This is a genomic window from Prosthecobacter sp. (assembly GCF_044222345.1).
Classification (GTDB): domain Bacteria; phylum Verrucomicrobiota; class Verrucomicrobiia; order Verrucomicrobiales; family Verrucomicrobiaceae; genus Prosthecobacter.
This window is the reverse complement of sequence record NZ_JBGANL010000007.1, coordinates 121,277-143,461: the sequence shown is the minus strand read 5'-3', so window position 1 is coordinate 143,461 and position 22,185 is coordinate 121,277. Positions and strand designations below refer to the sequence as shown.

At 59.2% G+C, this 22,185-nt stretch carries 26 protein-coding genes and 1 pseudogene; 17 read left to right on the top strand and 10 right to left on the bottom strand.

The features are described from left to right. Positions 1 to 43: 43 nt before the first annotated feature. Both ACILSL_RS06495 and ACILSL_RS06490 read right to left on the bottom strand, forming a co-directional pair. A complete protein-coding gene (locus ACILSL_RS06495; RefSeq protein WP_395731186.1) occupies positions 44 to 343 on the bottom strand; it encodes a type II toxin-antitoxin system RelE/ParE family toxin in 300 nt (99 codons plus the stop codon). Beyond that, positions 340 to 570: an addiction module protein gene (locus ACILSL_RS06490; RefSeq protein WP_395731185.1), complete on the bottom strand. Its 231-nt coding sequence runs from the start codon at positions 568 to 570 to the stop codon at positions 340 to 342. The genes ACILSL_RS06495 and ACILSL_RS06490 overlap by 4 nt, the downstream gene beginning before the upstream one ends. Positions 571 to 695: 125 nt before the next feature. On the opposite strand from ACILSL_RS06490, the gene ACILSL_RS06485 reads away from it, so the two are divergent. The 3 genes from ACILSL_RS06485 to ACILSL_RS06475 all read left to right on the top strand — a co-directional run bounded on the left by ACILSL_RS06485 (position 696) and on the right by ACILSL_RS06475 (position 3,253). Next, complete coding sequence (locus ACILSL_RS06485; protein ID WP_395731184.1) at positions 696 to 2,123, top strand: DUF1501 domain-containing protein; 1,428 nt, start codon at positions 696 to 698, stop codon at positions 2,121 to 2,123. Between the two features lie 120 nt (positions 2,124 to 2,243). Next, positions 2,244 to 2,714, top strand: coding sequence for a redoxin domain-containing protein (locus ACILSL_RS06480; protein ID WP_395731183.1), 471 nt, complete (start codon positions 2,244 to 2,246; stop codon positions 2,712 to 2,714). A gap of 116 nt (positions 2,715 to 2,830) precedes the next feature. Further along, positions 2,831 to 3,253: a secondary thiamine-phosphate synthase enzyme YjbQ gene (locus tag ACILSL_RS06475; RefSeq protein WP_395731182.1), complete on the top strand. Its 423-nt coding sequence runs from the start codon at positions 2,831 to 2,833 to the stop codon at positions 3,251 to 3,253. Between the two features lie 3 nt (positions 3,254 to 3,256). Here ACILSL_RS06475 and ACILSL_RS06470 read toward each other — a convergent pair whose 3' ends face one another. From ACILSL_RS06470 to rpmJ, 6 genes are all read right to left on the bottom strand, one after another. Beyond that, positions 3,257 to 3,592, bottom strand: a complete 336-nt coding sequence (locus tag ACILSL_RS06470) for a hypothetical protein (RefSeq protein ID WP_395731181.1) — start codon at positions 3,590 to 3,592, stop codon at positions 3,257 to 3,259. Between the two features lie 12 nt (positions 3,593 to 3,604). Next, complete coding sequence (locus tag ACILSL_RS06465) at positions 3,605 to 3,901, bottom strand: gamma-butyrobetaine hydroxylase-like domain-containing protein (protein ID WP_395731180.1); 297 nt, start codon at positions 3,899 to 3,901, stop codon at positions 3,605 to 3,607. A gap of 81 nt (positions 3,902 to 3,982) precedes the next feature. Next, positions 3,983 to 4,597: a 30S ribosomal protein S4 gene (gene rpsD / locus ACILSL_RS06460; RefSeq protein WP_395731179.1), complete on the bottom strand. Its 615-nt coding sequence runs from the start codon at positions 4,595 to 4,597 to the stop codon at positions 3,983 to 3,985. 27 nt (positions 4,598 to 4,624) lie between these two features. Then, a complete protein-coding gene (gene rpsK, locus ACILSL_RS06455) occupies positions 4,625 to 5,170 on the bottom strand; it encodes a 30S ribosomal protein S11 (RefSeq protein ID WP_395731178.1) in 546 nt (181 codons plus the stop codon). Between the two features lie 35 nt (positions 5,171 to 5,205). After that, positions 5,206 to 5,580, bottom strand: coding sequence for a 30S ribosomal protein S13 (rpsM, locus tag ACILSL_RS06450; RefSeq protein WP_395731177.1), 375 nt, complete (start codon positions 5,578 to 5,580; stop codon positions 5,206 to 5,208). A gap of 30 nt (positions 5,581 to 5,610) precedes the next feature. Then, the gene (rpmJ, locus tag ACILSL_RS06445) at positions 5,611 to 5,724 is read right to left on the bottom strand and encodes a 50S ribosomal protein L36 (RefSeq protein WP_133796336.1); all 114 of its coding nucleotides are present in this window, start codon (positions 5,722 to 5,724) and stop codon (positions 5,611 to 5,613) included. Positions 5,725 to 5,896: 172 nt separating this feature from the next. Here rpmJ and ACILSL_RS06440 point away from each other — a divergent pair, with 172 nt between their 5' ends. From ACILSL_RS06440 to ACILSL_RS06405, 8 genes and pseudogenes are all read left to right on the top strand, one after another. Further along, positions 5,897 to 6,553, top strand: coding sequence for an SGNH/GDSL hydrolase family protein (locus tag ACILSL_RS06440; RefSeq protein ID WP_395731176.1), 657 nt, complete (start codon positions 5,897 to 5,899; stop codon positions 6,551 to 6,553). After that, the gene (locus ACILSL_RS06435) at positions 6,550 to 7,575 is read left to right on the top strand and encodes a quinone-dependent dihydroorotate dehydrogenase (RefSeq protein WP_395731175.1); all 1,026 of its coding nucleotides are present in this window, start codon (positions 6,550 to 6,552) and stop codon (positions 7,573 to 7,575) included. The genes ACILSL_RS06440 and ACILSL_RS06435 overlap by 4 nt, the downstream gene beginning before the upstream one ends. Positions 7,576 to 7,635: 60 nt before the next feature. After that, the gene (locus ACILSL_RS06430; RefSeq protein WP_395731174.1) at positions 7,636 to 7,875 is read left to right on the top strand and encodes a CDGSH iron-sulfur domain-containing protein; all 240 of its coding nucleotides are present in this window, start codon (positions 7,636 to 7,638) and stop codon (positions 7,873 to 7,875) included. 97 nt (positions 7,876 to 7,972) lie between these two features. Continuing rightward, positions 7,973 to 9,883, top strand: a complete 1,911-nt coding sequence (locus ACILSL_RS06425) for a thioredoxin family protein (RefSeq protein WP_395731173.1) — start codon at positions 7,973 to 7,975, stop codon at positions 9,881 to 9,883. A gap of 39 nt (positions 9,884 to 9,922) precedes the next feature. Continuing rightward, complete coding sequence (locus ACILSL_RS06420; RefSeq protein ID WP_395731172.1) at positions 9,923 to 10,477, top strand: hypothetical protein; 555 nt, start codon at positions 9,923 to 9,925, stop codon at positions 10,475 to 10,477. A gap of 14 nt (positions 10,478 to 10,491) precedes the next feature. Further along, positions 10,492 to 10,845 carry a VOC family protein gene (locus tag ACILSL_RS06415; RefSeq protein ID WP_395731171.1) on the top strand — a complete coding sequence of 118 codons (354 nt, stop codon included), beginning with the start codon at positions 10,492 to 10,494 and terminating at the stop codon, positions 10,843 to 10,845. A 60-nt stretch (positions 10,846 to 10,905) separates the two neighbouring features. After that, entirely contained in the window at positions 10,906 to 11,163 is a 258-nt protein-coding gene (locus ACILSL_RS06410; RefSeq protein WP_395731170.1) for a type II toxin-antitoxin system Phd/YefM family antitoxin, read from the top strand. Further along, positions 11,151 to 11,469 (top strand): annotated as a pseudogene (locus tag ACILSL_RS06405) (type II toxin-antitoxin system RelE/ParE family toxin). Before ACILSL_RS06410 ends, ACILSL_RS06405 begins: the two are co-directional and overlap by 13 nt. Before the next feature lie 40 nt (positions 11,470 to 11,509). On the opposite strand, the gene ACILSL_RS06400 reads toward ACILSL_RS06405, so the two are convergent. Together ACILSL_RS06400 and ACILSL_RS06395 are read right to left on the bottom strand one after the other, a co-directional pair. Then, a complete protein-coding gene (locus ACILSL_RS06400; RefSeq protein WP_395731169.1) occupies positions 11,510 to 15,172 on the bottom strand; it encodes an ATP-binding cassette domain-containing protein in 3,663 nt (1,220 codons plus the stop codon). Positions 15,173 to 15,340: 168 nt separating this feature from the next. Continuing rightward, positions 15,341 to 16,432, bottom strand: a complete 1,092-nt coding sequence (locus tag ACILSL_RS06395) for a hypothetical protein (RefSeq protein ID WP_395731168.1) — start codon at positions 16,430 to 16,432, stop codon at positions 15,341 to 15,343. Positions 16,433 to 16,720: 288 nt separating this feature from the next. Between ACILSL_RS06395 and ACILSL_RS06390 the strand changes: the two genes are divergently transcribed. The 6 genes from ACILSL_RS06390 to ACILSL_RS06365 all read left to right on the top strand — a co-directional run bounded on the left by ACILSL_RS06390 (position 16,721) and on the right by ACILSL_RS06365 (position 22,147). Then, positions 16,721 to 18,076, top strand: a complete 1,356-nt coding sequence (locus ACILSL_RS06390; protein ID WP_395731167.1) for a sigma-54-dependent transcriptional regulator — start codon at positions 16,721 to 16,723, stop codon at positions 18,074 to 18,076. Positions 18,077 to 18,225: 149 nt separating this feature from the next. Beyond that, a complete protein-coding gene (locus tag ACILSL_RS06385) occupies positions 18,226 to 18,564 on the top strand; it encodes a hypothetical protein (RefSeq protein ID WP_395731166.1) in 339 nt (112 codons plus the stop codon). Positions 18,565 to 18,667: 103 nt separating this feature from the next. Further along, positions 18,668 to 19,513, top strand: a complete 846-nt coding sequence (locus ACILSL_RS06380) for a ferredoxin family protein (protein ID WP_395731165.1) — start codon at positions 18,668 to 18,670, stop codon at positions 19,511 to 19,513. Positions 19,514 to 19,562: 49 nt separating this feature from the next. Continuing rightward, positions 19,563 to 20,030 carry a DUF6210 family protein gene (locus ACILSL_RS06375; protein WP_395731164.1) on the top strand — a complete coding sequence of 156 codons (468 nt, stop codon included), beginning with the start codon at positions 19,563 to 19,565 and terminating at the stop codon, positions 20,028 to 20,030. A gap of 128 nt (positions 20,031 to 20,158) precedes the next feature. Then, complete coding sequence (locus ACILSL_RS06370) at positions 20,159 to 20,809, top strand: DUF2625 family protein (protein ID WP_395731163.1); 651 nt, start codon at positions 20,159 to 20,161, stop codon at positions 20,807 to 20,809. 75 nt (positions 20,810 to 20,884) lie between these two features. Beyond that, positions 20,885 to 22,147, top strand: coding sequence for a polysaccharide pyruvyl transferase family protein (locus ACILSL_RS06365; protein WP_395731162.1), 1,263 nt, complete (start codon positions 20,885 to 20,887; stop codon positions 22,145 to 22,147). The last annotated feature ends 38 nt before the right edge of the window (positions 22,148 to 22,185 follow it).

Here is a 22,185-nt window from a genome sequence, read left to right as displayed (position 1 = left end):
GGAGGCGGGCGGGTGTCAGAAAATCACACGCTGATGGCGACCTTCAAAGATCGGCAAATGATTCCCGAAAAGTTTCCGGATGTCTGGCGCTGTGCAACAGAGCGCCGAAGTAGATCAGATCATCCTCCACAAGATAATAGATAATGTACGGAAAGCGGTGCACGAGGCAACGACGCACGCGCCCCTCAAAGACTCGCCAGCGCAGAGGATCAGCGGCAATCTCCAGACAGGCATTTTCAACTGTCTGCACAAAGCTGCGCCCGAGTTCCCTGCTCTCGGCGCTGTAACGTCCGGTGATGCAGCAGAGCTCCGCCTGAAAATGCTCTGAATAAACCACCCTCATGCCACGAGCGTCCTGGCTGCGGCAAAGACTTCATCGTGACTCAGGCCCCGTGACTGACCGGCTTTGAAGGCCTCAAAACGTCTCTCCACCTCAGCCGAAATCGTGGCATCGTTTTCCCACTGCGCCGGCAAATCCGCGTCCACCGTCTCCCAGATGATTTCTGCCAGAAAACGACGCTCCTCGGAGGAAAGACGCGCTGCTTGAGCGAAGAGTTCTTGAGCGACCATGATGTCTGAAAGTAACGGATGATCGGAGAACTGCCAAGAATGGATTTTGGATGGTGGTGCACCGCCGAGAGGCACACCGCCCATGAAAGTCCCCTCACGCACAGGCGTATGTTTCACTGCCAGCCATGCCTCTCCACTCCTCCGCGCATCCGCACCGCTGCTCCGGCCCCATGTCCCGCCGCAGCTTTCTGAACCTGGGCACCCTCGGGCTCACAGGTTGGTCACTGGCGGACACGCTGCGCGCTGAGACGATCGCCAAAGCAGCAGGCAGACGACTCAAGGACAAGTCGGTCATCTTTGTCTGGCTGCCGGGCGGGATGTCACAGCTCGACAGCTATGACATGAAACCGAACGCGCCGGTGGAATATCGCGGTGTGCTCAACCCGATCCGCACCAAGGTGCCCGGCACGCACATCTGCGAGCTGTTCCCCAAGCAGGCGAAAATCGCTGACAAGTTCAACATCATCCGCAGCGTGCACCATGAGTTCGCGGATCACGGCGGCGGCCACAAGCGCTTCATGACGGGGCGCAATCCGGCGCTGCCAGTCGGCTTTGTGAATGATGCGCCCTCCGTGCAGTCCATCATCACGCGCAAGCTCCAACGCGCCGGGCAGGCCATGCCGACCTGCGTGGCAGGTGTGGATCGCGGTCGCAGCGGCATCGATATTTTCTCCATGGGAGCCGCCTATCTCGGACCTTCTGCCTCCCCCTTCATGGTGGTGGGAGATCCCAGCGCCAAGGATTTTAAAGTCGAGAACATCGGCCTCACGCCGGACATGGCATCGCGCATGGACGACCGCATGCACCTGCTCAAGGGCATGGACAATCTCAAGCGCGAGATGGACCGCAGCGGCCTCATGGATGCCATGGACAGCTTCAGCCAAAAGGCGTTTGGCATGCTCACCACACCAGCGGTGCGTGATGCCTTTGATCTGACCAAGGAGTCTGCCCAGACACGCGAGCGCTACGGCTACAGCACCTACGGCCAGCGCGGCCTCATGGCACGCCGTCTCGTGGAAGCCGGCTGCCGTTTTGTGACCATGGTCTGGGAGAATCCCTTCTCCACCCCCATCCCGAAGAACTGCACCTACAACTGGGACAGCCACGCGGTGAACTGCGATATGTACGCCGACGCCCGCTGGCGCATGCCGGTGTATGATCAGGCAGCATCCGCATTGATCGAAGACATCCACCAGCGTGGACTGGACAAAGACGTGCTCGTCATCATCACCGGTGAGTTTGGCCGCACGCCCAAGATCAACACGCAAATCGGCACCCAAACCGGCGTCAGCCAGCCCGGGCGCGACCATTGGCCCAATGCGATGTCCTTCATTGTGAGTGGTGGTGGCATGCAAACCGGCCAGATCATCGGCGCGACGAACCCACGGGCGGAATTCCCCATCGAGCGCCCGCTCAGCCCCAATGACCTCTGGGCCACAGTCTACCAGCATCTCGGCATCGACCCGGAAGACTCCTTTGATGACTTCCAAGGCCGCCCGATGCCCATTCTTCCTTTTGGTGATCCGATCAAGGAGCTGCTGCCGCTGGCGTAAAACGGCAGGGCATCCAGCGTGGTGGGCAGCAACGTTAGTTTGACCTGAGGGCCAGTCTGGCCTTGATAACCGAACTCCGGGCCATCCGGCCTGAACGCAACCCACACCCACATAACCTCTATGGCACTCTCCGTCGGCTCCAAAGCCCCTGGCTTCACCCTCAAGTCCAAATCCGCCACCGGCCTTAGCGACGTCTCGCTCCCAGCCGGCAAGAACACCGTCCTGCTGTTCTTCCCTCTCGCTTTCACGGGCGTCTGCACCCAGGAACTCTGCGACATCACCGCAGGCCTCAGCTCCTACAGCGACCTGAACGCCGACGTCATCGGCATCAGCGTGGACAGCCCCTTCGCACAGGAAGCCTGGGCCCAGAAGGAAAAGATCGGCATCACCCTGGTCAGCGACCTGAACAAGGAAACCACCAAGGCTTATGACGTGCTCTTCCCAGGCCTCGCCGGCATTGGCGACACCTCCGCACGTGCGGCATTCGTCATCGACAAAAACGGCGTCATCCAATACGCCGAACAGACCGCCACACCGAAGGATCTGCCGAACTTCGACGCCGTGAAGGCAAAGCTCGCTGAGCTGTCGTAATCGACCTTCATCCTTCAAGATTCAGATGCCATGTGATTCATCATCACATGGCATTTTTTATGGTTGAGCACTCGGGCCGGACGTAGCTTCTTTGGCCCTGTCATCCCCCTCAACTCATGGCCTCTCACGCTGATCAATTCTCCATCCCCACCCGGGGCAAAGGCACCTATGAAATCACCGAGCGCTGTCAGGAGATCGTGCGTGTCAGTGGCATCCGCACGGGCACGGTCACTGTTTTTGTGCAGCACACGAGCGCGAGCCTGGTGATCTACGAAAATGCCGATCCCTCCGCCCGCACCGACCTGCATAGTTTTTTTGACCACCTCGTGCCGGAGGACACACCTTATTTCGTGCACACCTACGAAGGTCCGGACGACATGCCCAGCCATCTGCGCATGGCACTGACCCGCACCTCGGAGGTCATCCCCGTGGTGAACGGCCGCCTCGCCCTTGGGACATGGCAGGGTATTTTTCTCTTTGAGCACCGCAAGGCCCCGCATACGCGCAGCATTGTGGTCAGTGTGGTGGGGGAGAAATAAGTGTCAGGGGAACTGCTCGACAAATCGCGAGACAGCATTCTCCCCTGCCTCCATAGCTCGTTCTTCATCAAGTGAGCTGTCACAGATCAGACCGATGATTTCCCCCAGTTCTACCCGCATTTTGTCAAATTCAGTCTGTGCCTCCTCCTCCAGACTAAAAAAGCGTGTGTGCACCATCCATCCATAGATGCCGCATGTGATGCTGTAGGGCGCAGTGCTGCCCCCACGCTCGATTGTGATGCGCGCCCCTTCTGAGTGCTCTTCGTCTCGAAGAATCGTTCCATTCTCCGAACCAGAAAGCCCGAGGCTTCTCCCTTCATCAAAGATCGACCAGCTCATGGCTAGGTATAGTTAAACTCCGTCCAGCGCCCGCAGATAATCAAACGAGTACAGCCCGGTGTTGTGCCCGTCGCTGAAATCAAACTGGATGGCATAGCCGCCGACCATGCGCCAGTCCTTCACCGTGACGCCCGGAAAGTGCTTTTGATTGGTGCCACCGATCTTTTTACCGAGAAGATCTCGCTCCCCCGTGTTCTCCGCGCTGGGTGAGGCGGCGCGCAGTTTTTCCATGGCGATAAACTGTTCCGTGCCATCGCTCCAAACGAGGGCAACTTCGGTTCCGATGAGTTCCAGGCGGGTCGGTGTCATGAGAGAAGGCTACGTGGGTGGCAAAGCAAAAGGGACGCCCGAAAGCGTCCCTCTTGAAGAATGATGGCTAATCCGGAGGGATTAACGGGAGTAAAGTTCGACGACGAGCTGCTCGTTGGCGATCGGGTTGATCTCTTCACGCACAGGGACGCGATTGACCACACCACTCATCTTGTCGCGATCGACGGTCATCCAGTCGGAAGCAGGAGTGCCCTGGGTCATTTCAAGGAAACGACCGACGAGCTGCTGGCTGCGCTGGCTGCTGGCGCGGGCGGCAACGACGTCACCAGGCTTGACCTGATAGCTGGCGATGTTCACCACTTTGCCGTTCACAGTGATGTGACGATGGCTGACGAGCTGACGGGAAGCAAAACGGGTGTTGGCGAAGCCCATGCGATACACGACGTTGTCGAGGCGCAGTTCGAGCATCTGCAGCAGGTTTTCACCGGTCACGCCCTTGCGGCGCTGAGCTTCAGCGAAGAAGCGGCGGAACTGCTTTTCCATGAGGCCGTACTGGTAGCGCAGCTTCTGCTTTTCAGCGAGGGCGGTGCCGTACTCAGAGGTCTTGCGGCGGGTGTTGCGAGCACCGTGCTGTCCTGGTGGGAAATTACGGGTTTCGAGAGATTTGGAAGGACCGAAAAGCGCAATGCCGAAACGGCGATTGATTTTTTCGCGAGGACCTGTGTAGCGTGCCATAGTGGGTAGGAGAAAGAAGCTGAAAAATTAGACGCGACGGGCTTTTGGCGGACGGCAGCCGTTGTGCGGGATAGGAGTGACGTCTTTGATGGTGGTCACTTCGACACCGAGGGCCTGAACGGCACGCACAGCGGACTCACGGCCGGAGCCAGGGCCACGAAGGCGGACTTCAGCTTCACGCAGACCATGACCCATTGCCTGGCGGCAGGCATCCTGAGCAACGACCTGGGCGGCATATGCAGTGCCCTTACGGGAACCACGGAAACCCATTTTGCCAGCGGTGGACCAGCCGATCACACCACCCACGCGATCCGTGATCGTAACGATGGTGTTGTTGAAAGTGGCGTACACGTGGACAATGCCTTGGGAGACGTTCTTGGAACCCTTGGCCTTGACGACCTTCTGTTCGGCAGCTTCTCCACCGATTTCGAGCCAGACGCTCTGGGAAACCTGTTTGTCACCACTGGTTGAGGTGCGCTGGTCTGCGGGTGCGGCAGGAGCAGCAGGGATTGCAGGTGCGGCAGGAGCGGGTGCTGCTGCGGCAGGTGCGGCGGGGGTCGTTTCGTCAGCCATGATGTATAGGGAAAAGGGCGTTGCTAAAATTCAGATTACTTCGCCTTCTGTGCACCCACGGTCTTACGTGGACCCTTGCGAGTACGGGCATTGGTGTGTGTGCGCTGGCCGCGGACTGGCAGACCACGACGATGACGGTGCGCACGGTAGCAGTTGATGCCAAGGATGCGCTTCATGTGCATCTGAAGCTCACGACGAAGGTCGCCTTCGATCGGAATTTTCATCCCCTGAACGGTCTGGGTGATGGCAGCGATCTGTTCGTCGCTCAGTTCACCTGCCCGAATGTTCGGGTCGATATTAGTAGCTGCAAGAATCTTGCGGCTGACGGAAAGCCCAATGCCGTAGATATACGGAAGTGAGTATTCGATTTTCTTTTCGTTCGGGATTTCGACTCCAAGCAGGCGGGCCATAATTCAGTGTATTGGGATTTAAAGAAAGGATTAACCCTGACGCTGTTTATGGCGTGGATTTTTGCAGACAACACGGACAACACCTTTGCGGCGGATAACACGGCAAAGTTCGCAGAGAGGTTTAACGGAGGTACGGACGCGCATACAAGAGTAGTGAAAGAAGGTGAGTCTGGGGGAACTCAAAACCCTGCTTTTGGAGCAGGGGGGCAGGATGTCTAACACAGACGAAAAGAGGCGCAAGCTGGAATTTGATGAGTTATTCACATTTGTGGAGAGCAGTTGCCCCCGCCTCGATGAAAGGCATCATGCACGCCTGATGAAAAACATCCTCTGTTTTGGCGATTCTAACACCTGGGGCTTCAAACCCGACAGCATCTCACTCCCCTGCCCCGAACGCCACCCGCACGACGTGCGCTGGACCGGCATCCTGGCCCACGAACTGGGCACCGACTTCCGGGTGATCGAGGAAGGTCAAAATGGCCGCACCACGGTGCACGACGACACCTTTGCCCTGGCGCGCAATGGCAAAACGGTGCTGCCTGCGATCTTGGAATCCCACAAACCGCTGGATCTGGTGGTGCTGATGCTCGGCTCGAATGACCTCAAAGCCGTCTACGGCGTTTCCCCTGGAGAGATTGCCACGGGGGTCAAAATGCTGGCTCAGATGATTCTGGGCAGCGATGCCGGCATCGGCAACAAAGCGCCGCAGCTCCTGCTGCTCTGCCCGCCTGCCATCGGCGATCAAATGCACCTGCCGGACATCGCCGCCAAGTTCCCGAACGGTCAAAAGGACAGCCGCAGGCTGCCCAAGTATTATGAAGCCATCGCCACCTCGCTCGGCTGCGGCTTCCTCAATACGCAAACACTGGTCGAGCCTGGCAGCGACGGCATTCATTTGGATGCGGCTGCACATGGACGGCTCGGCAAAGCCGTGGCAGCACTCGTGAAATCCATCCTCCCGCCTGACGCATGACCCTGATCGAATCCTTTTATCCCGTGCTGAAACCGTGGCTCTTCCGGCTTGATGCCGAGCGTGCCCACACACTCACCGTGAAGATGATGATCATCGCGCATCGCCTCGGCATGCTCAAATCGGTGGTCAGCGGTCCCCAGCAATCACGCAGTGTGATGGGGCTCACCTTTCCAAACGCACTCGGACTCGCCGCCGGCATGGACAAGTCTGCCAGCGCGGTGGAGGCCTGGGGCGCACTGGGACTCGGCTCCGTGGAAGTCGGCACTCTCACGCCACGCCCGCAGCCAGGAAATCCAAAGCCGCGCCTCTTCCGCCTGCCCGAGCATGACGCGTTGATCAATCGCATGGGCTTCAACAACCCCGGCATTCAATCCGCCGTGGCAAAGCTCAAGCATCGTCGCACCAAAGCCGTCGTCGGTGTGAACATCGGCAAGAACTTCGACACCCCGAATGAAGATGCCGTGAAGGATTATCTCATCTGCCTGAAGGCCGCGTATCCCGTCGCTGATTACATCGCGGTGAACATCTCCTCCCCAAATACCAAGGGGCTGCGGGACCTCCAGGCCGAAGGTGCGGTGCGTGAACTGATCTCCGCCTTGAAAAAAGAACAGGCCGTCTTGAAGCAGGAGCATGGCAAACAGGTGCCGTTCCTCGTCAAGATCGCCCCCGACCTCAATGACATGCAGATCGAGGCGCTCGCCCGCGTCTTCAATGAACAAGACATCGACGGCGTCATCGCCACCAACACGACCATTGATCGCACGGCCATCACAGGTCATCGGCTGGCGAATGAAACCGGCGGCCTGAGCGGGGCGCCGGTGCGTGAGCGCTCCAACCTTGTGCTGCAAGCCTTCCGCACGCTGCTGAAGGAGCAGATTCCCCTCATCGGGGTCGGGGGCATCCTCAGCGGTGCCGATGCACGTGAAAAGATGAAGGCAGGCGCGGCCCTGGTGCAGGTGTACAGCGGGCTGGTCTTTCGTGGCCCGGGTCTCGTGAGGGAAGTGCTGGAGACGATTCAATAGCCAGTCAGAACATCCGCCCGCATGCCTTGACCTTCTTTCTTCATCTGCCAAATTAGCCCCATGGAAAATCTTCCCAAAATTTACGATAAACAACCCGTTGCTGTCGAACTTCCTGCCGGAGATCACTGGTGGTGCGCCTGCGGTTTGAGCGGTCACCAGCCAAAATGCGATGGCAGCCACAAAGGCACGGGCTTTGGCCCGAAGAAGTTCAACCTGCCCGAGGCCAAGAAGGTCTGGCTGTGCAACTGCAAGCACACCAAGAACCCGCCTTTCTGCGATGGCAGCCACAAGGCGCTCTGATTCGTAGAGCACTTTAAGTATTCAAAGTCCGCGAAACGCGCCGTGATGGGAATAACCCGCACGGCGCGTTCTCCTACCTGCCAATCCCTCCCCATCCATGAATCGAAGCTGCTTCCTTTCCCTCGCCGCCTTGCTGCTCGCCGCAACGGTCGCTACTGCGCAAACCTTTGGCCTGGGTGAGATCGACGCGCCGAAGCAGCAGCGCGTCACAGCGGAACTGGTGGCCTCAGTATCCGCCGCCGCGCCTGGCCAGCCGTTCCAGGCTGCGGTCAAACTGGTGCATGCAAAGGACTGCCACACCTATGGCAAGGTGCTGCCACCGGGCGTCATCGGCAAGCCCACCAAACTGACCTGGACGCTCCCGGAAGGCTGGCAGATCGAAGAACTGCCATGGCCCGCCACCCATCAAGTCCCCTCCACCGACGGAGCGATCAGCGATGGCTATGACGGCACGGTGTACCTGCCGGTGAAGATCACCCCACCTGCCACTGCCGCCGTAGGCAGCAGCGCCGCACTGAAGGTGAAAGTGAATGCGCTCGTGTGCGATCCGAAAAGCTGCCTCCCCTTTGCCAAAGAAGTCGCGCTCACGCTGAGTGTGGCTGCAGCGCCTGTGACCAATGAAGCCAACGCAGCCGCATTGGCCAGCGCACCTGCCCCGGGAAAAAGCCCTGACAGCCCCCCCTTAACGCCTGTCACGAGCGAAGCCAAGCCAGCAGCAAACAAAGCTCTGGAACCAGCCACAGCCCCTCCAGCGACACCAGCCGCCGCACCTAAAATTCCCCTGACTTTTGCGGAGTTGCTTCTCTACGCCTTTCTCGGCGGCTTGATCCTCAACATCATGCCCTGCGTGTTTCCAGTGCTCGGCATCAAGGTCACCAGCGTGGTGCAGCAGGCGGGTGAAGACCGTCGCAAAGTGGTGCTGCATGGCCTGATGTACACCGTGGGCGTGCTGCTTTCCTTCTGGGTGCTGGGCGGATTTGCCATCGCGCTGAACAAGGGCTGGGGCTCGCAGCTTCAATCACCCGCCTTCAATTTCTTCCTCGCCGCCTTCTTCCTCATCTTCGCCCTGAACATGGCAGGCCTGTTTGAGATCGGCACTTCCGCCATCGGTGTGGGTTCCGGCTTGCAGTCCAAAGGCGGCCTCGGCGGCTCCTTCTTTTCAGGCCTGCTCGCCACGGTGGTCGCCACCCCCTGCTCCGCTCCGTTTCTCGGCACCGCCCTGGGTGCCACGCTCGCGATGCCTGCCTCGCAGTCGATGCTGATCTTCACGCTCATCGGCCTCGGTCTTGCCAGTCCCTTTCTGCTGCTCTCCCTTTTCCCCGGCCTCATCTCCGCCCTGCCACGCCCCGGCGCGTGGATGGAAAGCTTCAAGCAGGGCATGTCCTTCCTGCTCTTCGGCACCGTGGGCTTCATGCTCTACGTGCTGACCAATCAGATCGAAGGCCTGCCAGTCCTGTTCGCCATCCTGAGCCTCGTTCTCATCGCCTTGGGCTGCTGGATCTATGGCCGCTGGGCCCTCCCCCACAAGCCCGCACGCACGCAGAACATCGCCCGACTGCTCACGCTTCTCGCCGTCGCCGGCGGTCTGTGGCTCGGCCTGCCAAACGCCTCAGCCAAACGCTCTCATGCCGAAGAAACCGTGAATCTCAAAGATCCCGATGCCCTGCATTGGGAAACCTGGTCACCCGAAAAAGTAGCTGCACTGCGTGCCGCCAAGCAGCCCGTGTACATCGACTTCACCGCCTCCTGGTGCTGGACCTGCCAGGTCAACAAACGCGTCTATTCCGACACCGGCCTGCGCGCCCTTTTCAAGCAGCACAAAGTCGCCACGCTCAAGGCCGACTGGTCCGACGAAAACGAAACCATCCGCCTCGCCCTCGAAGCCCTCGGCAAACGCGCCGTGCCAGTGAACGTGCTCTACATCCCGGGTGCTGAGGAGCCTTTCATTTTGGATGAACTGCTCACGGTGGGAAATGTCACAGCGGCGCTGAAGAAGCTGGGGGAGTAACAATCTAACAAAGCATTTTCATACATCAGAAACGCCATCATGACCACCTGGGCGCAACGATCAGTGCCTGAAATCGTCACATCGTGGCGCCCTAGGTACGACGAAAAATGGCGGAACTGGATCCGAGAGTCTTATGGTCGTTACGCTTCGACTGATGACGCCACGCATTGTCATGGCGTAAGAGACTTCGCCATTATTGCAGGTGATTCGGGAGCACCGGAACTCTGCGCTTTGATCGCTCTCTACGGGTTGACCCTGGCCAAGACGGAGAACGAACGTAACGGCTTTGACTCTCACATACGGATCGTCACCGTTGGCATGGGAATGGAATATTATGTCAATCCTCCGTCTGGATTGGGAGTACCTCCCGGAGATTACCACGAGCGTGAAAAGTGGCATCTCGACCGCCCCGCATGGGTAGCTTGGCGGGAGCACAAACTTCAAGACTTTGGAGGAGACAGAAAATCCGCCGCAGAGGCTTCAGTGAGACTGGCATGCATACACGCAGGAATTCTCGTGGGTGATGCGGAGTTGACCTTCGAGTCTCTTTGTGATCCTCTTCTTTGGCGTCAATCTAAGCAACAGTCGGAATAGGCCTGTGCTCTGCCATGAACAACATCTCCTTAAGCCTTGTCGTTCTCCGTTTCACTGACCTTGAACGAGCCGCGCGATTCTACGAATCCCTGGGACTGAAGTTCATCCGTCACCGGCATGGCGGTGGTCCCGAGCATCTGTCCGCAGAGCTGGGCGGCTGTGTTTTTGAAATCTATCCCCAGTCTCCAAAAGAGGCTACGACACTCGGCACTCGTATCGGCTTCCGGGTCCCCTCACTTGATGCCGTGATTATGGCCCTCAGCGACTTCCCCGCCGCCATCGTCACCCCTCCGCAAGAATCACCCTGGGGTCGGCGAGCCGTCGTATCAGATCCTGAGGGGCATCGCATTGAGCTGGTGCAAGAATGATCACATGGCCACCGGTTTCATCACTTGCTCTGCACATGTGTGACACTAAAGTAGCACTTCATGCGAACGGAACTTGTCACGCCCCTGAAGCGCAAGGCCACCGAAATGATTGCCAGTCTCGATTCCGACCAAGCCCCGGTGCTGATCACCCAACATGGCAAACCAGCAGCCTATTTGATGGCCTTCGAAACGTTTGAAACCCTCAACCGGCAAATCGGCATTCTAGAAGGCATTGCTCGCGGCGAACGTGCCGCTGAAGAAGGGCGGGTTGTCACACATACCGAAGCCAAGAAACGCATGTCGCGATGGCTCAAATAATCTGGACCGAGCCAGCTCTCAGCGACCTCGATACTATTGCTGATTACATCGCCCTCAATGATCCGCAGGCGGCACGCAATCTGGTTCGGAAAGTCTTGGAGCATGTCGAGCAGCTTGCCCCCCGACAGCGGCTCGCGCGTGCCAGAAATGCGGCGATCACGCTACCGCCAAATTATCGAAGCCCCATGTTGTGTGTTTTATCGTCACGATGGAGAACGAGTTTTCATTCTTTATGTCATGCGTGGCGAGATGCTGTTCCGAAAGGCCAGGCTGGTAAAACGTAACCGAGGCAATCAGAGCGCTTAGTCAGCGCTTGAAAGCCTGCTCTCGGCAGCAACATGCCCACCTACACCTTCGTCAACTGCCGTCTCAGACTCAGCTCCACCGCGGCGATGATGAGCGACAGCGTAAACAAAATCACGATGCTGTTGATCCAAAGCGTGTTGTACTTGGTGCCCAGATACATTTTCCGCGTGCCGAAAAACACGTTGGGACTGGTCTTGCGACGATAGTCCTCACGTTCCATCTCGGCCTTGGTCACGAGGTCGAGCACCTTGCGGTTCACGTAGATTTCCTCGGCGCTCACTCCGTCATTCTGCTGCAGCATGCTGTCGAGCATCGGCGGCTCGATGCGGCCGCTGAGCACAGCATCGCGGATGGAACCGAGGCGCTTGGAGATCTCGCGCGGGTTCTCGGCATACAGACCCGAAACGACGGCAAGGGATTGCTTGGTGAGCTCCAGTTCATGGCGCTGCCGATCGTTCATATCCGCCCCGGAAGGAGGCAGCAGCGACTGGATGCGTTCGTCGAGGAAATCCTGGTTGCGCGTGAGTGGGTTGAGCTTGGACTGCGAGATCACCATGCCCTCATAAGACCAGCGCAACGGCATGAACTGACAGATGAAGGGCACCTTGAGCTTGCTGACGTTTTCCTCATCATTCCCGGATTTTTTGAGCCACTTGCCCACGGAATAGACAAGGTCGAGGTTTTTGTTCATCTCCTCATACTTGATCAGCGCACCACCGAGTATGATCTGGGGAATCAGGAGCAGCGGGATGGCGTTCACCGCAGTGCGGTTGTCACTGACGATGCTGGATATGAACAGCCCCAGGCAGACGCCCGTGAGAGAAGTCAGGAACATCCACCAGAGGTGAATCAGGAACATGTCGCGGATCTCCAGCACCCAGTTGCCAATCATCAGGTAAATCACACACTGAATGAGCGCGAAGGTGGAGAGCGAGATGATCTTGCCGCTGAGATAGTAAAACGTTCGCAGGTTGTGATTGCGCTCCCGGCTCAGGGTGTGGCGGTCACGGATGATTTCATCGGCGCTGTTGGTCAGGCCGAGGAACATCGCCACGACGAGACTCATGAAGAGATAGGTCGGGATGTGGAAGGCGGTGGCAAAGGTGTAATGCGCCTCTTCGGAGTACTTCAGAACGCTGGAAATGATCCAGGCGAGCAGCGGCGCTTCCAGCAGGGTTGTGAGCAGGTTCGTGCGGTTGCGCAGCTTGCTCAGGAAGGCGCGCTTCAGCAGGGTGAAGAAGAGAATGCTTTCCTCACGGAAGGTGTGCTTCGGCGGCTTGGGCGTGCTGCGCATGCGGCTGGCGCTGTGGCTTTCATCCCGCTTGGGCCGGGCGATGAGGCTCGTGCTGCCAGGCGCGGACTTCTGCTTGGCCATGCTCTCCATGATGAGATGCCGCTGATAAGAGTCGCGCCAGAAGTTCGGCGGAAAGCGGCGCGCAGCCACGAGATGCCCGTCCGCACTGCGTTCATGAATGATGTCACCGCTGATGTCTCGCAGCGGTGTTTCGAGGACGTCAAAGACGAAGTCCGGTGTAAGCTTGTCCGGCGGCTGAGCCTCGGCATCGCCAGCCTGACCGGTCTCCGTGTGGTAGACGCGCCAGAAGTATTCGATCATGCCCTGCGGCGTGCCGAAGTAGGCCAGCTTGCCGCCCTTGTCGAGCAGCAGGGCCTTGTCAAACATCTGCAGCAGACGTGAGCTGGGCTGATGGATGGAGGTGATGACGATCTTGTTGCGCGCCAGACTGCGGATGATTTCGAGCACGTGCTCGCTGTCCTTGGAAGACAGGCCGGAAGTTGGTTCATCAAACAGGTACACGTCGGAGATGCCGATCATGTCGAGCCCCGCATTGAGACGCTTGCGCTCGCCACCGCTGAGGAATTTCTGCTGCGGCGTGCCTGCCAGCCGGTCACGCAGATCGGCCAGGCCAAGTTCCGCCAGCTTCGCATCCACGCGTTTGCGCCGCTCATCGGTTTTCAGATGCGGGCAGCGCACGGCCACCGAGAAATCCAGATTTTCCTGCACCTTCAGCAAAGGATCAAAGGCATCCTCCTGAGGAATGTAAGCGATGTAGGGCGTGAGATTGTGCAGGTTGTCATACAGCGCGAGGCCGTTCATCAGCACTTCGCCCCCCTTGGGTTTGAGCTGCCCGCCGAGAATGCGCAGCAGCGTGCTCTTGCCGCAGCCGCTGGGCCCCATGACGCAGATCATCTCACCACGCCGGGCGATGAAGCTCACACCGTCCTGCGCGGTGTCCCGGCCGTCGAAGCGGTGGCTGAGCTCGCGCACCTCGATCTGGCGCACGGTATTGCGCTCCTCTTCGATGATGCGATCGGCAAAGTGGCAGCGCAGGTACTGTCCCTCTCCGAGCGTGATGGTGTCACCGTCATTGAGAGTGATCCGATCGCGCACCGGAATCATGCCGATGTAGAGCGGACGTGAGGAGCGCAGTACTTCCAGCACTCCGGTCTTCTGCGCGTAGTTGCACTCAATGCGCAGCAGGATTTCGCCATCGGTGTCTTCAGAGAGGAGGATGTCGCCCTCATCCAGCAGTTCGGGCTTGTTGGAGACAAGGTAGGTGTTGCGGCTGCCTTCCAGCCGGAACTGCCCGCCAAACTCCTGCGCACGGACACGAAGATCACGCAGAGCGATTTCCACTTCACCATGGGCGATGATGCTGTCCTCGATGCTGGCCTCCACCACCGTGCCGCTGCTGAGCACCACGCCATTCAGAGTAGCCTTGGTGGTCCGCAGCGCCTCAACAGTGACCCCCAGGCCAAAGCTGAGTCGCAGATTCGTGCCGCGCGTGCGTTGCGGGGCGATTTCTGCGCTGCCATTTTCCGTAAGGGTCAGGTAGATCTGCGTGCCTGACAGTGTCTTCTTGGAGTTGAAGTAGGTGATCAGGTCATTGTAGTCCAGCGTCACGTCCTCCATCACCACGCGCTCGCCGGGATAAAGCCGTGAGAATTCTCCCGGCGGCTGCCGGCGGCTGCGCACCAAGATGGAAATGCTGCCCGTGTTTTTCAGCAGCACAAGGTTTTGAAACCGGAACGCCACCACGGAGCAGTCATCCGAAAGGGAGCGCAGCAGCACGTCGCAGTTCTTCGTGGCGCCGATGCGCAGCGTGTCCAGCGGCTGGCCGCCCTTGGTGGAAAACCCCTCTTCCGGCGGTTTGTCCCCGGCATTGAGCTGATAGACGATGTCGATGGCCTGGGCCGCGATGCCCAGATTCGTCATGAAGAGGTAGAACTCCACCATCTGCCGCTGATTCTGCTGCGCACGCGAGATGAGCAGGTACAACTGCACGCCCAGAAGGATTTTTTGCTCCTGCGAGAGTTTCTGGCTCAGTTCCTTCGCGCGCTGCGTCAGGTCCTGCGGCTCCTGCAGGGCCTCAAAGTAGAGACGCCGCATGTCGGCGTAGATCGCCTCCGGGTAGTCATAGCGCAGGTAGCCGAGGCTGGATTCGACCTCCTCCTCCTCGATGTTGCCGTCCAGCTTGCTGAAAGCCGCGAAAACTTCGATCAGCACCGGCAGCATGGTGTTGGCGGTGGCGGCCGAAGCTGCGGACACCTGCGGCTTGCCGTTCCAAAGGTGCGCCCACCGGTCTGGCGACCACCATGGGAGCTCCGCCGGTCCATGAACTCCGTTCGCAGAGGACTGCGCTTTTGAGTTCAACATTTTGGCGAGTTTTTTGACCAAGCTCATGCGGTGGATTTCGTGGCAGCCCGTGAGGGGCTGCGGGCGGCGGCGCGACTATGGAGTTCGTTTGCACAAACACAACTCACGAGACGCGAATGCCGCCTGCATTTGCGCAAAAAAAAGCGGCCCGGTTTGTCCGGGCCGCCATGCCATGATTTCTGGCACTCGCAAGCGTCAAACGCTCCGATCACGCGGCGAGCCTTCGCGGCCACGCTCATGATTCATCGGCGGAGGGCCATGCGGTCCTTCCTGACCCCGGTGAAAAGGCGGGGCAAAACGCGGGCCGCCGTCACGCGGAGATGGACCAGGCCCCCGGTCTCCGCCGCGCATGCCATCCTGCGGAGGCTGATGCATGGGGCGCTCGAAGTGCTGGGGGCCTTCGCCACGATGTTCCCCACCGCGTTGCGGCCCAAACTGCTGAGGGCCGGGGCCGCGATGATGCCCAAAGCGGGGCGAAGGACCGCGTGGACCTCCAAAACTCGAATCTGCACGAGGACTGCCGAAATTCTGAGGCTGCTGCCGACCACCAAAGCGCTGGCCCCTGCCACGCCCCATCCTGTCCTGAGGGCCGCGACCGCGATGCATCTGCCCGCCCTGAGTGCCATCTTGAGGTGGGCGGAAACCTTCACCACCGCGTGGTGCACCAAACGCTCCGCGCTGGGCAAAAGACTGCGGGCCACGGCCTTCGGCGCGAGGCCGGAAACCGCCCGTCTCATTGCCACGCGGCCCTGGGGGCTGTCTGAAATGGTCCTGGCGACCAGCATGCTGCTGCCCCCGGCCGCCTTCGTGCTGCGGGTTCATCGGGCCACGGTTGCTCTGCGCCTGCGGTTCGCCGCGCTGATGCTCGCCACCCGGGTGGCCATCCATGGGCGGCCGGCGGAAGCCCTCGCGGCCATGTCCAGGACCCTGACCAGGATTGCGGCCGCCTGCATTGGGAGGATTCACCGGTCCACGCTGCCCATCCCGCTGGGGCTGTGCATCACGCTGAGGCTGAGCGCCATCACGCGGCGGACCCGCCCCATCCGGACGACGCTGCGGTTCACGCAGGGTGTCAGGACGTGGGCCATCCCCGTCCCGTGGCGCTCCGGGACGCGGAAGGTCACGCGGTGGCGCAGCAGGAGGTGCGTCCACCTTGGGCGTTGCAGGAGGAAGCGGCGCAGCGGCGGGCGGTGGGCCAGCAGGCTTGGATTCCTGGGCTTGCAACGGAGCGACGCTGAGCGCGAGAGCACCGCAAAGCCAGGAGAGTCGGTTGGTTTTGGATTTCATGTGGGTGTGCTGTTTGGACTGACTGCATGCAGAGAAACACTCGCAGGAATCAAGAGTTACGATCCTTCAGGGGGACCTCGGAAAATCCCCCCATTTTTGCACTGCCAAAATGAAGCTGACGGCTCGTGAAAGCCCATTCACTGAAGCCTCTTGAGGCACGTGCACCGAGGCTCCGAAATGCCTAAAATAGCCTCCATTCTCCTTTTTGAGAATCTTAAATTGACGCAATCCTGAGAACCGTTTAGCCTATTTAACAATCAACCATGCCTCTCACTTCACGAAAATAATATGGCTAAACTAGTAATCATAGACGACGAAGCCGCCATCCTCGAACTCATGACCAAGCTTTGCAAAGCTGCGGGTCACCAAGTTTTTGGCTGTACCACCGGCATCGACGGCATTGCGGCCATCCGTTCCAACCAGCCCGACCTCGTCATCGTGGACCTTCGCATCGGTGATGTAAACGGCCTCGACCTCGTCAGCATGTGCAAGGATCAGTTCCCCAGCACTGCCGTCATCATGGTCACCGGTCATGGCAGCGTGGAAACAGCTGTGGAAGCCATGCGTCTGGGGGCCTTCGACTACCTCACCAAACCCTTCGATCTGGGCGATCTGATCAAGACGGTAAATCAGGCCCTGCAGCGCAACGGCATCGCCGCCGCCACCCCCACGAGCATTCCCAGCGCGACTTTGCGCTCCTCCACGGCCTCAAAGCTCATCGGTCACAGCGATGCTATTCAGCGCATTTTTGATATTGTGCGCCGCGTGGCCAACAACGACAGCCCCGTCCTTCTCGAAGGCGAATTCGGCGTCGGCAAGCACATGGTCGCTCGTGCCCTCCATGAAGCCAGCCGCCGCAGCAACTCTCCTTATAAGGAACTGCAGTGCAGCGCCATGCCGGAAGACGTCCTCGAAACCGAGCTCTTCGGCCAGACTGCCATCTTCAATCGCGTCTCCGGCGGCACCATCCACCTGGCGGAGATCAATCAGCTCCCGGCCCGCATCCAGGCCCAGCTCAACACCTTCCTCGATGAAGCACAGTCGAAAAAAGGCTGGGGCAACGGCTCCAGCGGCGCGGATTTCCGCCTGGTGGTTTCCAGCACGACCTCCCTCGAAGATGCCGTGAAGGCGGGCAAATTCCGCGAAGACTTGTACTACAAGCTCTCCGTCGTCCCCCTCAAGATCCCACCGCTGCGTGAGCGCCGCGTGGATGTGCGCCCGCTCGTCGAGCATTTCCTCAAAGACCTGGCCGACCGCACCGACGACAAGCCCAAGACCATCGACGCCGGAGCCATCGAATTTTTGGAGAAGTACAACTGGCCCGGCAACGTCAGCGAGCTGCGCAACGCCATCGAACGCGCCTGCGCCTTCGCCGAAAACGACCGCGTCCGTCCCTCGGACCTGCCCGCCAAGGTCACCCAGCAGATCGAGATCCCCACTCCTTCCACCACCGAAGGCGTCACCAAGCTCCCCATCGGCTCCACGCTGGATGACTTCATCAAGGGGCAGGAGCGCGCCTTCATCCAGGAAACCCTCAAGTACAACAGCGGCTCACGCGAAAAGACCGCCAGCATGCTCGGCGTCTCCATCGCCACCCTGTACCGCAAGATGGGCCTGAATGTGGAGCGCAAGACCACCTCGTAGGCCTGCGTACGAACTGACTCGCGCTAATCCACAAAGTCGGCCTCGCGCCGACTTTGTGCTTTAGGCCTAAATTTGCCATGCCCGCCCTCGCCGGTGTTGCGTAGTACGCCACCTGAGCCCACACTGATCTTCACCTTTTTCGCGCCCTTTTGAGTACCCCCGCCACCATTCTCTACTGCCGCTGCGCCTACGCCCAGGTCGTTCCCACCGGCGTCAAAAACGAAGTCCTGCAGAAGCTCTGTGACTCGAATGCCAGCTTTGAAACCGTCTCCGACCTCTGCGAAATGGCCGCGCATCGCGATCCCCGCCTCCAGGCCATCGCCTCCTGCGGAAAACTGCGCATCGCCGCCTGCTATCCCCGCGCCGTCAAAGGCCTCTTCCAGCAGGCCGGATCTCCCCTGCCCGCAGACACCGAGATCCTCAACATGCGCACGCAGACTGCGCAGGAGATTGCGGATGCGCTGCTTGGTTCCGCTCCTGCGGAATGACCGCCAATCCACCGAATTCATGAACTCAATATTCGTGAAAATTCGCGCTTATTCGCCGCCATTCGCGTTTAAAAAATCTTAATTCATCGTCATTTTCCCTGCCATGATCACCCACACCCACCGCCCCCTCCGCGTCGTCCTCTACGAAGGAAATGGCAGCATTCAGCTTCCCGCCGAGTCCCGTGCCAAGGTCATGATGGCCCTGCTCGACAAAGGCTACACCGTCACCCGCAGCGGTCTCGGCGCCAGCGCCATGCCGCACGATGACCGCAGCCTGCTCGTTCTCGGCGCCTTTGAAGGCAAAGCCCCCGCGCTCGAGGACGCCACCGGTCAGATCAGCATCGACACCCGCGACATCACCGGCCTGGAGCCCGACGCCATCGTCGCGCTGGTGGACAAATCACGCGGCGAGAAAACCATGAACGAACCCGGCAAGTGGAAGCCCTGGTTCCCCGTCATCGACTACTCCCGCTGCACCAACTGCATGCAGTGCCTCAGCTTCTGCCTCTTCGACGTCTATGGCGTCAGCGATGACAACAAGATCCAGGTGCAGAACAACGACAACTGCAAGACCAACTGCCCCGCCTGCTCCCGCGTCTGCCCGGAAGTCGCCATCATGTTTCCGAAGTATCAGGCCGGCCCCATCAACGGCGACGAGATCAACGAGCAGGAAGCCGGTCGCGAAAAGATCAAAGTGGACATCTCCTCGCTCCTCGGCGGCGACATTTACTCCGCCCTCAAAGACCGCAGCGCGGCCGCCAAATCCCGCTTCAGCAAAGAACGCAGCCCCGACAAGGCGCTGGATGAGCGGAAGAAGTGCCTGACGAAGCTGGTGGGCGATGGGTTTATCCCAGCGGATGTACTCGCCAGCCTGCCGAGCACGGAGGAGATTTTGAAGAAGGCGGAGATTGCCAAGGCGAAGGCCGCGGCGGCGTTGGCGGCGCAGTGAGGACCTGATTTGAGAATGCGCGAGAAAGCCGGAGAAATGACTCGGCACTATGAATAAGAAACCGACCATCCGACTTTACGATGCCGTCGGCACCGGGCTCATTGTCCCCTGTGCAAGTGGAGTCATGGTGTCCAACCAGACCGGAGGAACCTCCTGCCAGCAGCCGGAGATTGAAGGAATCTACATTCCTCTGAGAAATGATTATGGCCTCAAAGACTTTCGCTTTTCGTCTCCAGAACTAGAGCTTACCACGCATTTTGTTGGGCCAAAACATCGAGGCGCTGGCGCAACGTCAGGTCTTGACTCTGAGGATGCAGATTTTGTTGATGATGTTCTTTCGCGTAATGGGCTGGATCGATCAATCCGTGTTGACCGCAAACGACTCAACAATTCTCAGGAGGCATGGATTTGGGTAGTCATTCATGCGGATGAATCCAACGATTCTGATCTGGCGATGTTCGCGGATTTTGGCCCATATCCTCGGCATGGAATACTGACTTGGTCCAATAGTGATTGAGCAAAGAGGCCAGACCCCTTGGCCAGAACACGTGAAAGTGGAATGGCGGGATGGCTGTAAGCACACCGTTGAAAAACTGCTCGCTGTTCTAGATTGAGTTTGCCCCCCCGATCACTTTAGGAGACATCATGCGTCCACTCGATGAGTTGATCAACGAAGCTGAGTCAGCCCTGCCCTTTGTGACTGAAACGGCACTGAAATGTCCGGGGCGTTGTGCGCTACATCCCGCCTCGCCTGCGGCAGCAGACGTGCTGCATCGCACGCAGGTGACGACACGATCCCCCATGGGAGCCATCGCCTACCACACCGGCGGAATTTCGGTGCTTGATGGGTGGCTACGCATTCTTGGTTCGGGCAGCACAGCGATTCCTCGCACTCTGCCAGACTGGAATCAAAGCAGGGCGGATGGATTTTACTTGGTAGCCGATGATGCGTTTGGAGGATTTTTCGCTCTGAATGGCGGAGCTCTTGGGAACGACGGCAACAATCTATATTACTTCTCCCCCAAGAGCCTAAACTGGGTGGCATTGGAGTGCACTTACACCCAGTTTTTGCTCTGGGCCTGCACGGACTTCAAAGACTTCTACGATGACATGAAGTGGCCGGGTTGTGAGGAGGTCATCTCGCGACTGGCACCCGACCGTTGCCTCTTTTTCTATCCGCCTCTTTGGACGGCTGAGTGCTCCCTTCCTCCAGCACAAATCCGTGACGTGCCTGTCGCTGAGGCCTGGGCATTCCAGATGGACGCAATGCAGCAATTGACTCGCACTTCTCCGTAAACTCCTCTGATTCTCAAGATCCGATCATCGCAAGATACCCTTGTCCTCCACCGCTTATCCAGCCACAACTTCCCCATGCCCACCCGCCGCCACTTCCTCCACACCTCCGCCCTCGCGCTCGCTTCTTCCACCTTCGCGCAAACCGCTGCTGCCCCGCAAAAAACCATCCTCCTCCACTGCGGCTGGGCCACGAAGAACATTGGCGACATCGGCCACACTCCCGGCACGCTCCGCTTCCTGGAGCAATACCTCCCCGAGGCACGCGTCATCCTATGGGCCGCGAACACCAATGAAGAGGTGGATGCGATGCTGATGAAGCGCTTTCCGAAACTGGAGATCATCAAAGGTTATCTCTCCAAGGAAGGCGGCGCGGTGCAGGAGGCGGTGAAAAAGTGCGACTTCTTCCTCCAGGGCCCCGGCATGGGCCAGAGCACGGACTTCATGGCGTTCTGCCAGAAGATTGGCAAGCCGTGGGGATTGCAGGGGCAGTCGTATTTCCCGGACATGGTCACGGGCAAGGATGCGGAGAAGCGCATCGCGCTGCTGAACAGCGCCGCTTACATCTACTGCCGCGATTCCAAGACGCTGAAGCTGCTGCAAGATACGGGCGTGAAACCGCCGGTGCTGGAGTTCGGGCCGGACGGCTGCTTCGGCATCGACGTGCGTGATGACACGAAGGCGCTGGCACGCATGAAGAAGCACGGGCTGGAGGAGAAGAAGTTTATTACGATCCAACTCCGCACGCACTCACCCAGCAGCCCGGGCGTGGACGACAAGCGGCCGCAGAAGCTCAACCCGCTGCACCCCACGCCGGAGAACATCGCGGATGATACGCGGCGGGCGAAGGTGTACCAGGACCTCATCGCCATGTGGGTGAAGGAGACCGGGTACAAAGTGGTCATCGCCCCCGAGGTGCGGAAGGAGATGGAGTACAACAAGAAGTTCATCTACGACACGCTGCCGGATGACCTGAAGCCTTATGTGGTGAACTTCGACGAGTTCTGGAACGTGGACGAAGCCTGCTCCTTCTACGCCCGCGCCCACACGGTGATCTGCCATGAGCCGCATACCCCCATCATGGCGCTGGCGATGGGCACGCCAATGATGCACACCTTCTCCGAGTTTCACTCGCCCAAGTGCTGGATGTTCAAGGACATCGGCCTGGAGGAGTGGGCTCCAGAGTTCGATTCGACGCCTGCAACCCAGATGTTCGACATCCTCATGAGCATCCACAAAGACTACCCTGCCGCCCAGGCCAAGGTGAAGAAGGCCATGGCCTACGTGGAGGAGAGGGCCAAGGCACAGATGACGGTGTTAAAAGGTGTCATCAAGGCGTAAGCTGTATCGTTGCGTGATCGCAGCCTTTGTTTGGCATG

Bases quoted from the DNA above. Each gene is read 5' to 3' on its own strand.
- ACILSL_RS06390 (WP_395731167.1), top strand. From the start codon at position 16,721: ATGGCTAAACTAGTAATCATAGACGACGAAGCCGCCATCCTCGAACTC.
- ACILSL_RS06415 (WP_395731171.1), top strand. From the start codon at position 10,492: ATGAACAACATCTCCTTAAGCCTTGTCGTTCTCCGTTTCACTGACCTT.
- ACILSL_RS06370 (WP_395731163.1), top strand. From the start codon at position 20,159: ATGCGTCCACTCGATGAGTTGATCAACGAAGCTGAGTCAGCCCTGCCC.
- rpsK (WP_395731178.1), bottom strand. From the start codon at position 5,170: ATGGCTGACGAAACGACCCCCGCCGCACCTGCCGCAGCAGCACCCGCT.
- ACILSL_RS06365 (WP_395731162.1), top strand. From the start codon at position 20,885: ATGCCCACCCGCCGCCACTTCCTCCACACCTCCGCCCTCGCGCTCGCT.
- ACILSL_RS06435 (WP_395731175.1), top strand. From the start codon at position 6,550: ATGACCCTGATCGAATCCTTTTATCCCGTGCTGAAACCGTGGCTCTTC.
- ACILSL_RS06410 (WP_395731170.1), top strand. From the start codon at position 10,906: ATGCGAACGGAACTTGTCACGCCCCTGAAGCGCAAGGCCACCGAAATG.
- ACILSL_RS06480 (WP_395731183.1), top strand. From the start codon at position 2,244: ATGGCACTCTCCGTCGGCTCCAAAGCCCCTGGCTTCACCCTCAAGTCC.
- ACILSL_RS06400 (WP_395731169.1), bottom strand. From the start codon at position 15,172: ATGAGCTTGGTCAAAAAACTCGCCAAAATGTTGAACTCAAAAGCGCAG.
- ACILSL_RS06375 (WP_395731164.1), top strand. From the start codon at position 19,563: ATGAATAAGAAACCGACCATCCGACTTTACGATGCCGTCGGCACCGGG.
- ACILSL_RS06395 (WP_395731168.1), bottom strand. From the start codon at position 16,432: ATGAAATCCAAAACCAACCGACTCTCCTGGCTTTGCGGTGCTCTCGCG.
- ACILSL_RS06430 (WP_395731174.1), top strand. From the start codon at position 7,636: ATGGAAAATCTTCCCAAAATTTACGATAAACAACCCGTTGCTGTCGAA.
- rpsM (WP_395731177.1), bottom strand. From the start codon at position 5,580: ATGGCCCGCCTGCTTGGAGTCGAAATCCCGAACGAAAAGAAAATCGAA.
- ACILSL_RS06495 (WP_395731186.1), bottom strand. From the start codon at position 343: ATGAGGGTGGTTTATTCAGAGCATTTTCAGGCGGAGCTCTGCTGCATC.
- ACILSL_RS06425 (WP_395731173.1), top strand. From the start codon at position 7,973: ATGAATCGAAGCTGCTTCCTTTCCCTCGCCGCCTTGCTGCTCGCCGCA.
- ACILSL_RS06440 (WP_395731176.1), top strand. From the start codon at position 5,897: ATGAAAAACATCCTCTGTTTTGGCGATTCTAACACCTGGGGCTTCAAA.
- ACILSL_RS06465 (WP_395731180.1), bottom strand. From the start codon at position 3,901: ATGACACCGACCCGCCTGGAACTCATCGGAACCGAAGTTGCCCTCGTT.
- ACILSL_RS06490 (WP_395731185.1), bottom strand. From the start codon at position 570: ATGGTCGCTCAAGAACTCTTCGCTCAAGCAGCGCGTCTTTCCTCCGAG.
- ACILSL_RS06380 (WP_395731165.1), top strand. From the start codon at position 18,668: ATGATCACCCACACCCACCGCCCCCTCCGCGTCGTCCTCTACGAAGGA.
- ACILSL_RS06475 (WP_395731182.1), top strand. From the start codon at position 2,831: ATGGCCTCTCACGCTGATCAATTCTCCATCCCCACCCGGGGCAAAGGC.
- ACILSL_RS06485 (WP_395731184.1), top strand. From the start codon at position 696: ATGCCTCTCCACTCCTCCGCGCATCCGCACCGCTGCTCCGGCCCCATG.
- ACILSL_RS06420 (WP_395731172.1), top strand. From the start codon at position 9,923: ATGACCACCTGGGCGCAACGATCAGTGCCTGAAATCGTCACATCGTGG.
- ACILSL_RS06470 (WP_395731181.1), bottom strand. From the start codon at position 3,592: ATGAGCTGGTCGATCTTTGATGAAGGGAGAAGCCTCGGGCTTTCTGGT.
- rpsD (WP_395731179.1), bottom strand. From the start codon at position 4,597: ATGGCACGCTACACAGGTCCTCGCGAAAAAATCAATCGCCGTTTCGGC.
- rpmJ (WP_133796336.1), bottom strand. From the start codon at position 5,724: ATGCGCGTCCGTACCTCCGTTAAACCTCTCTGCGAACTTTGCCGTGTT.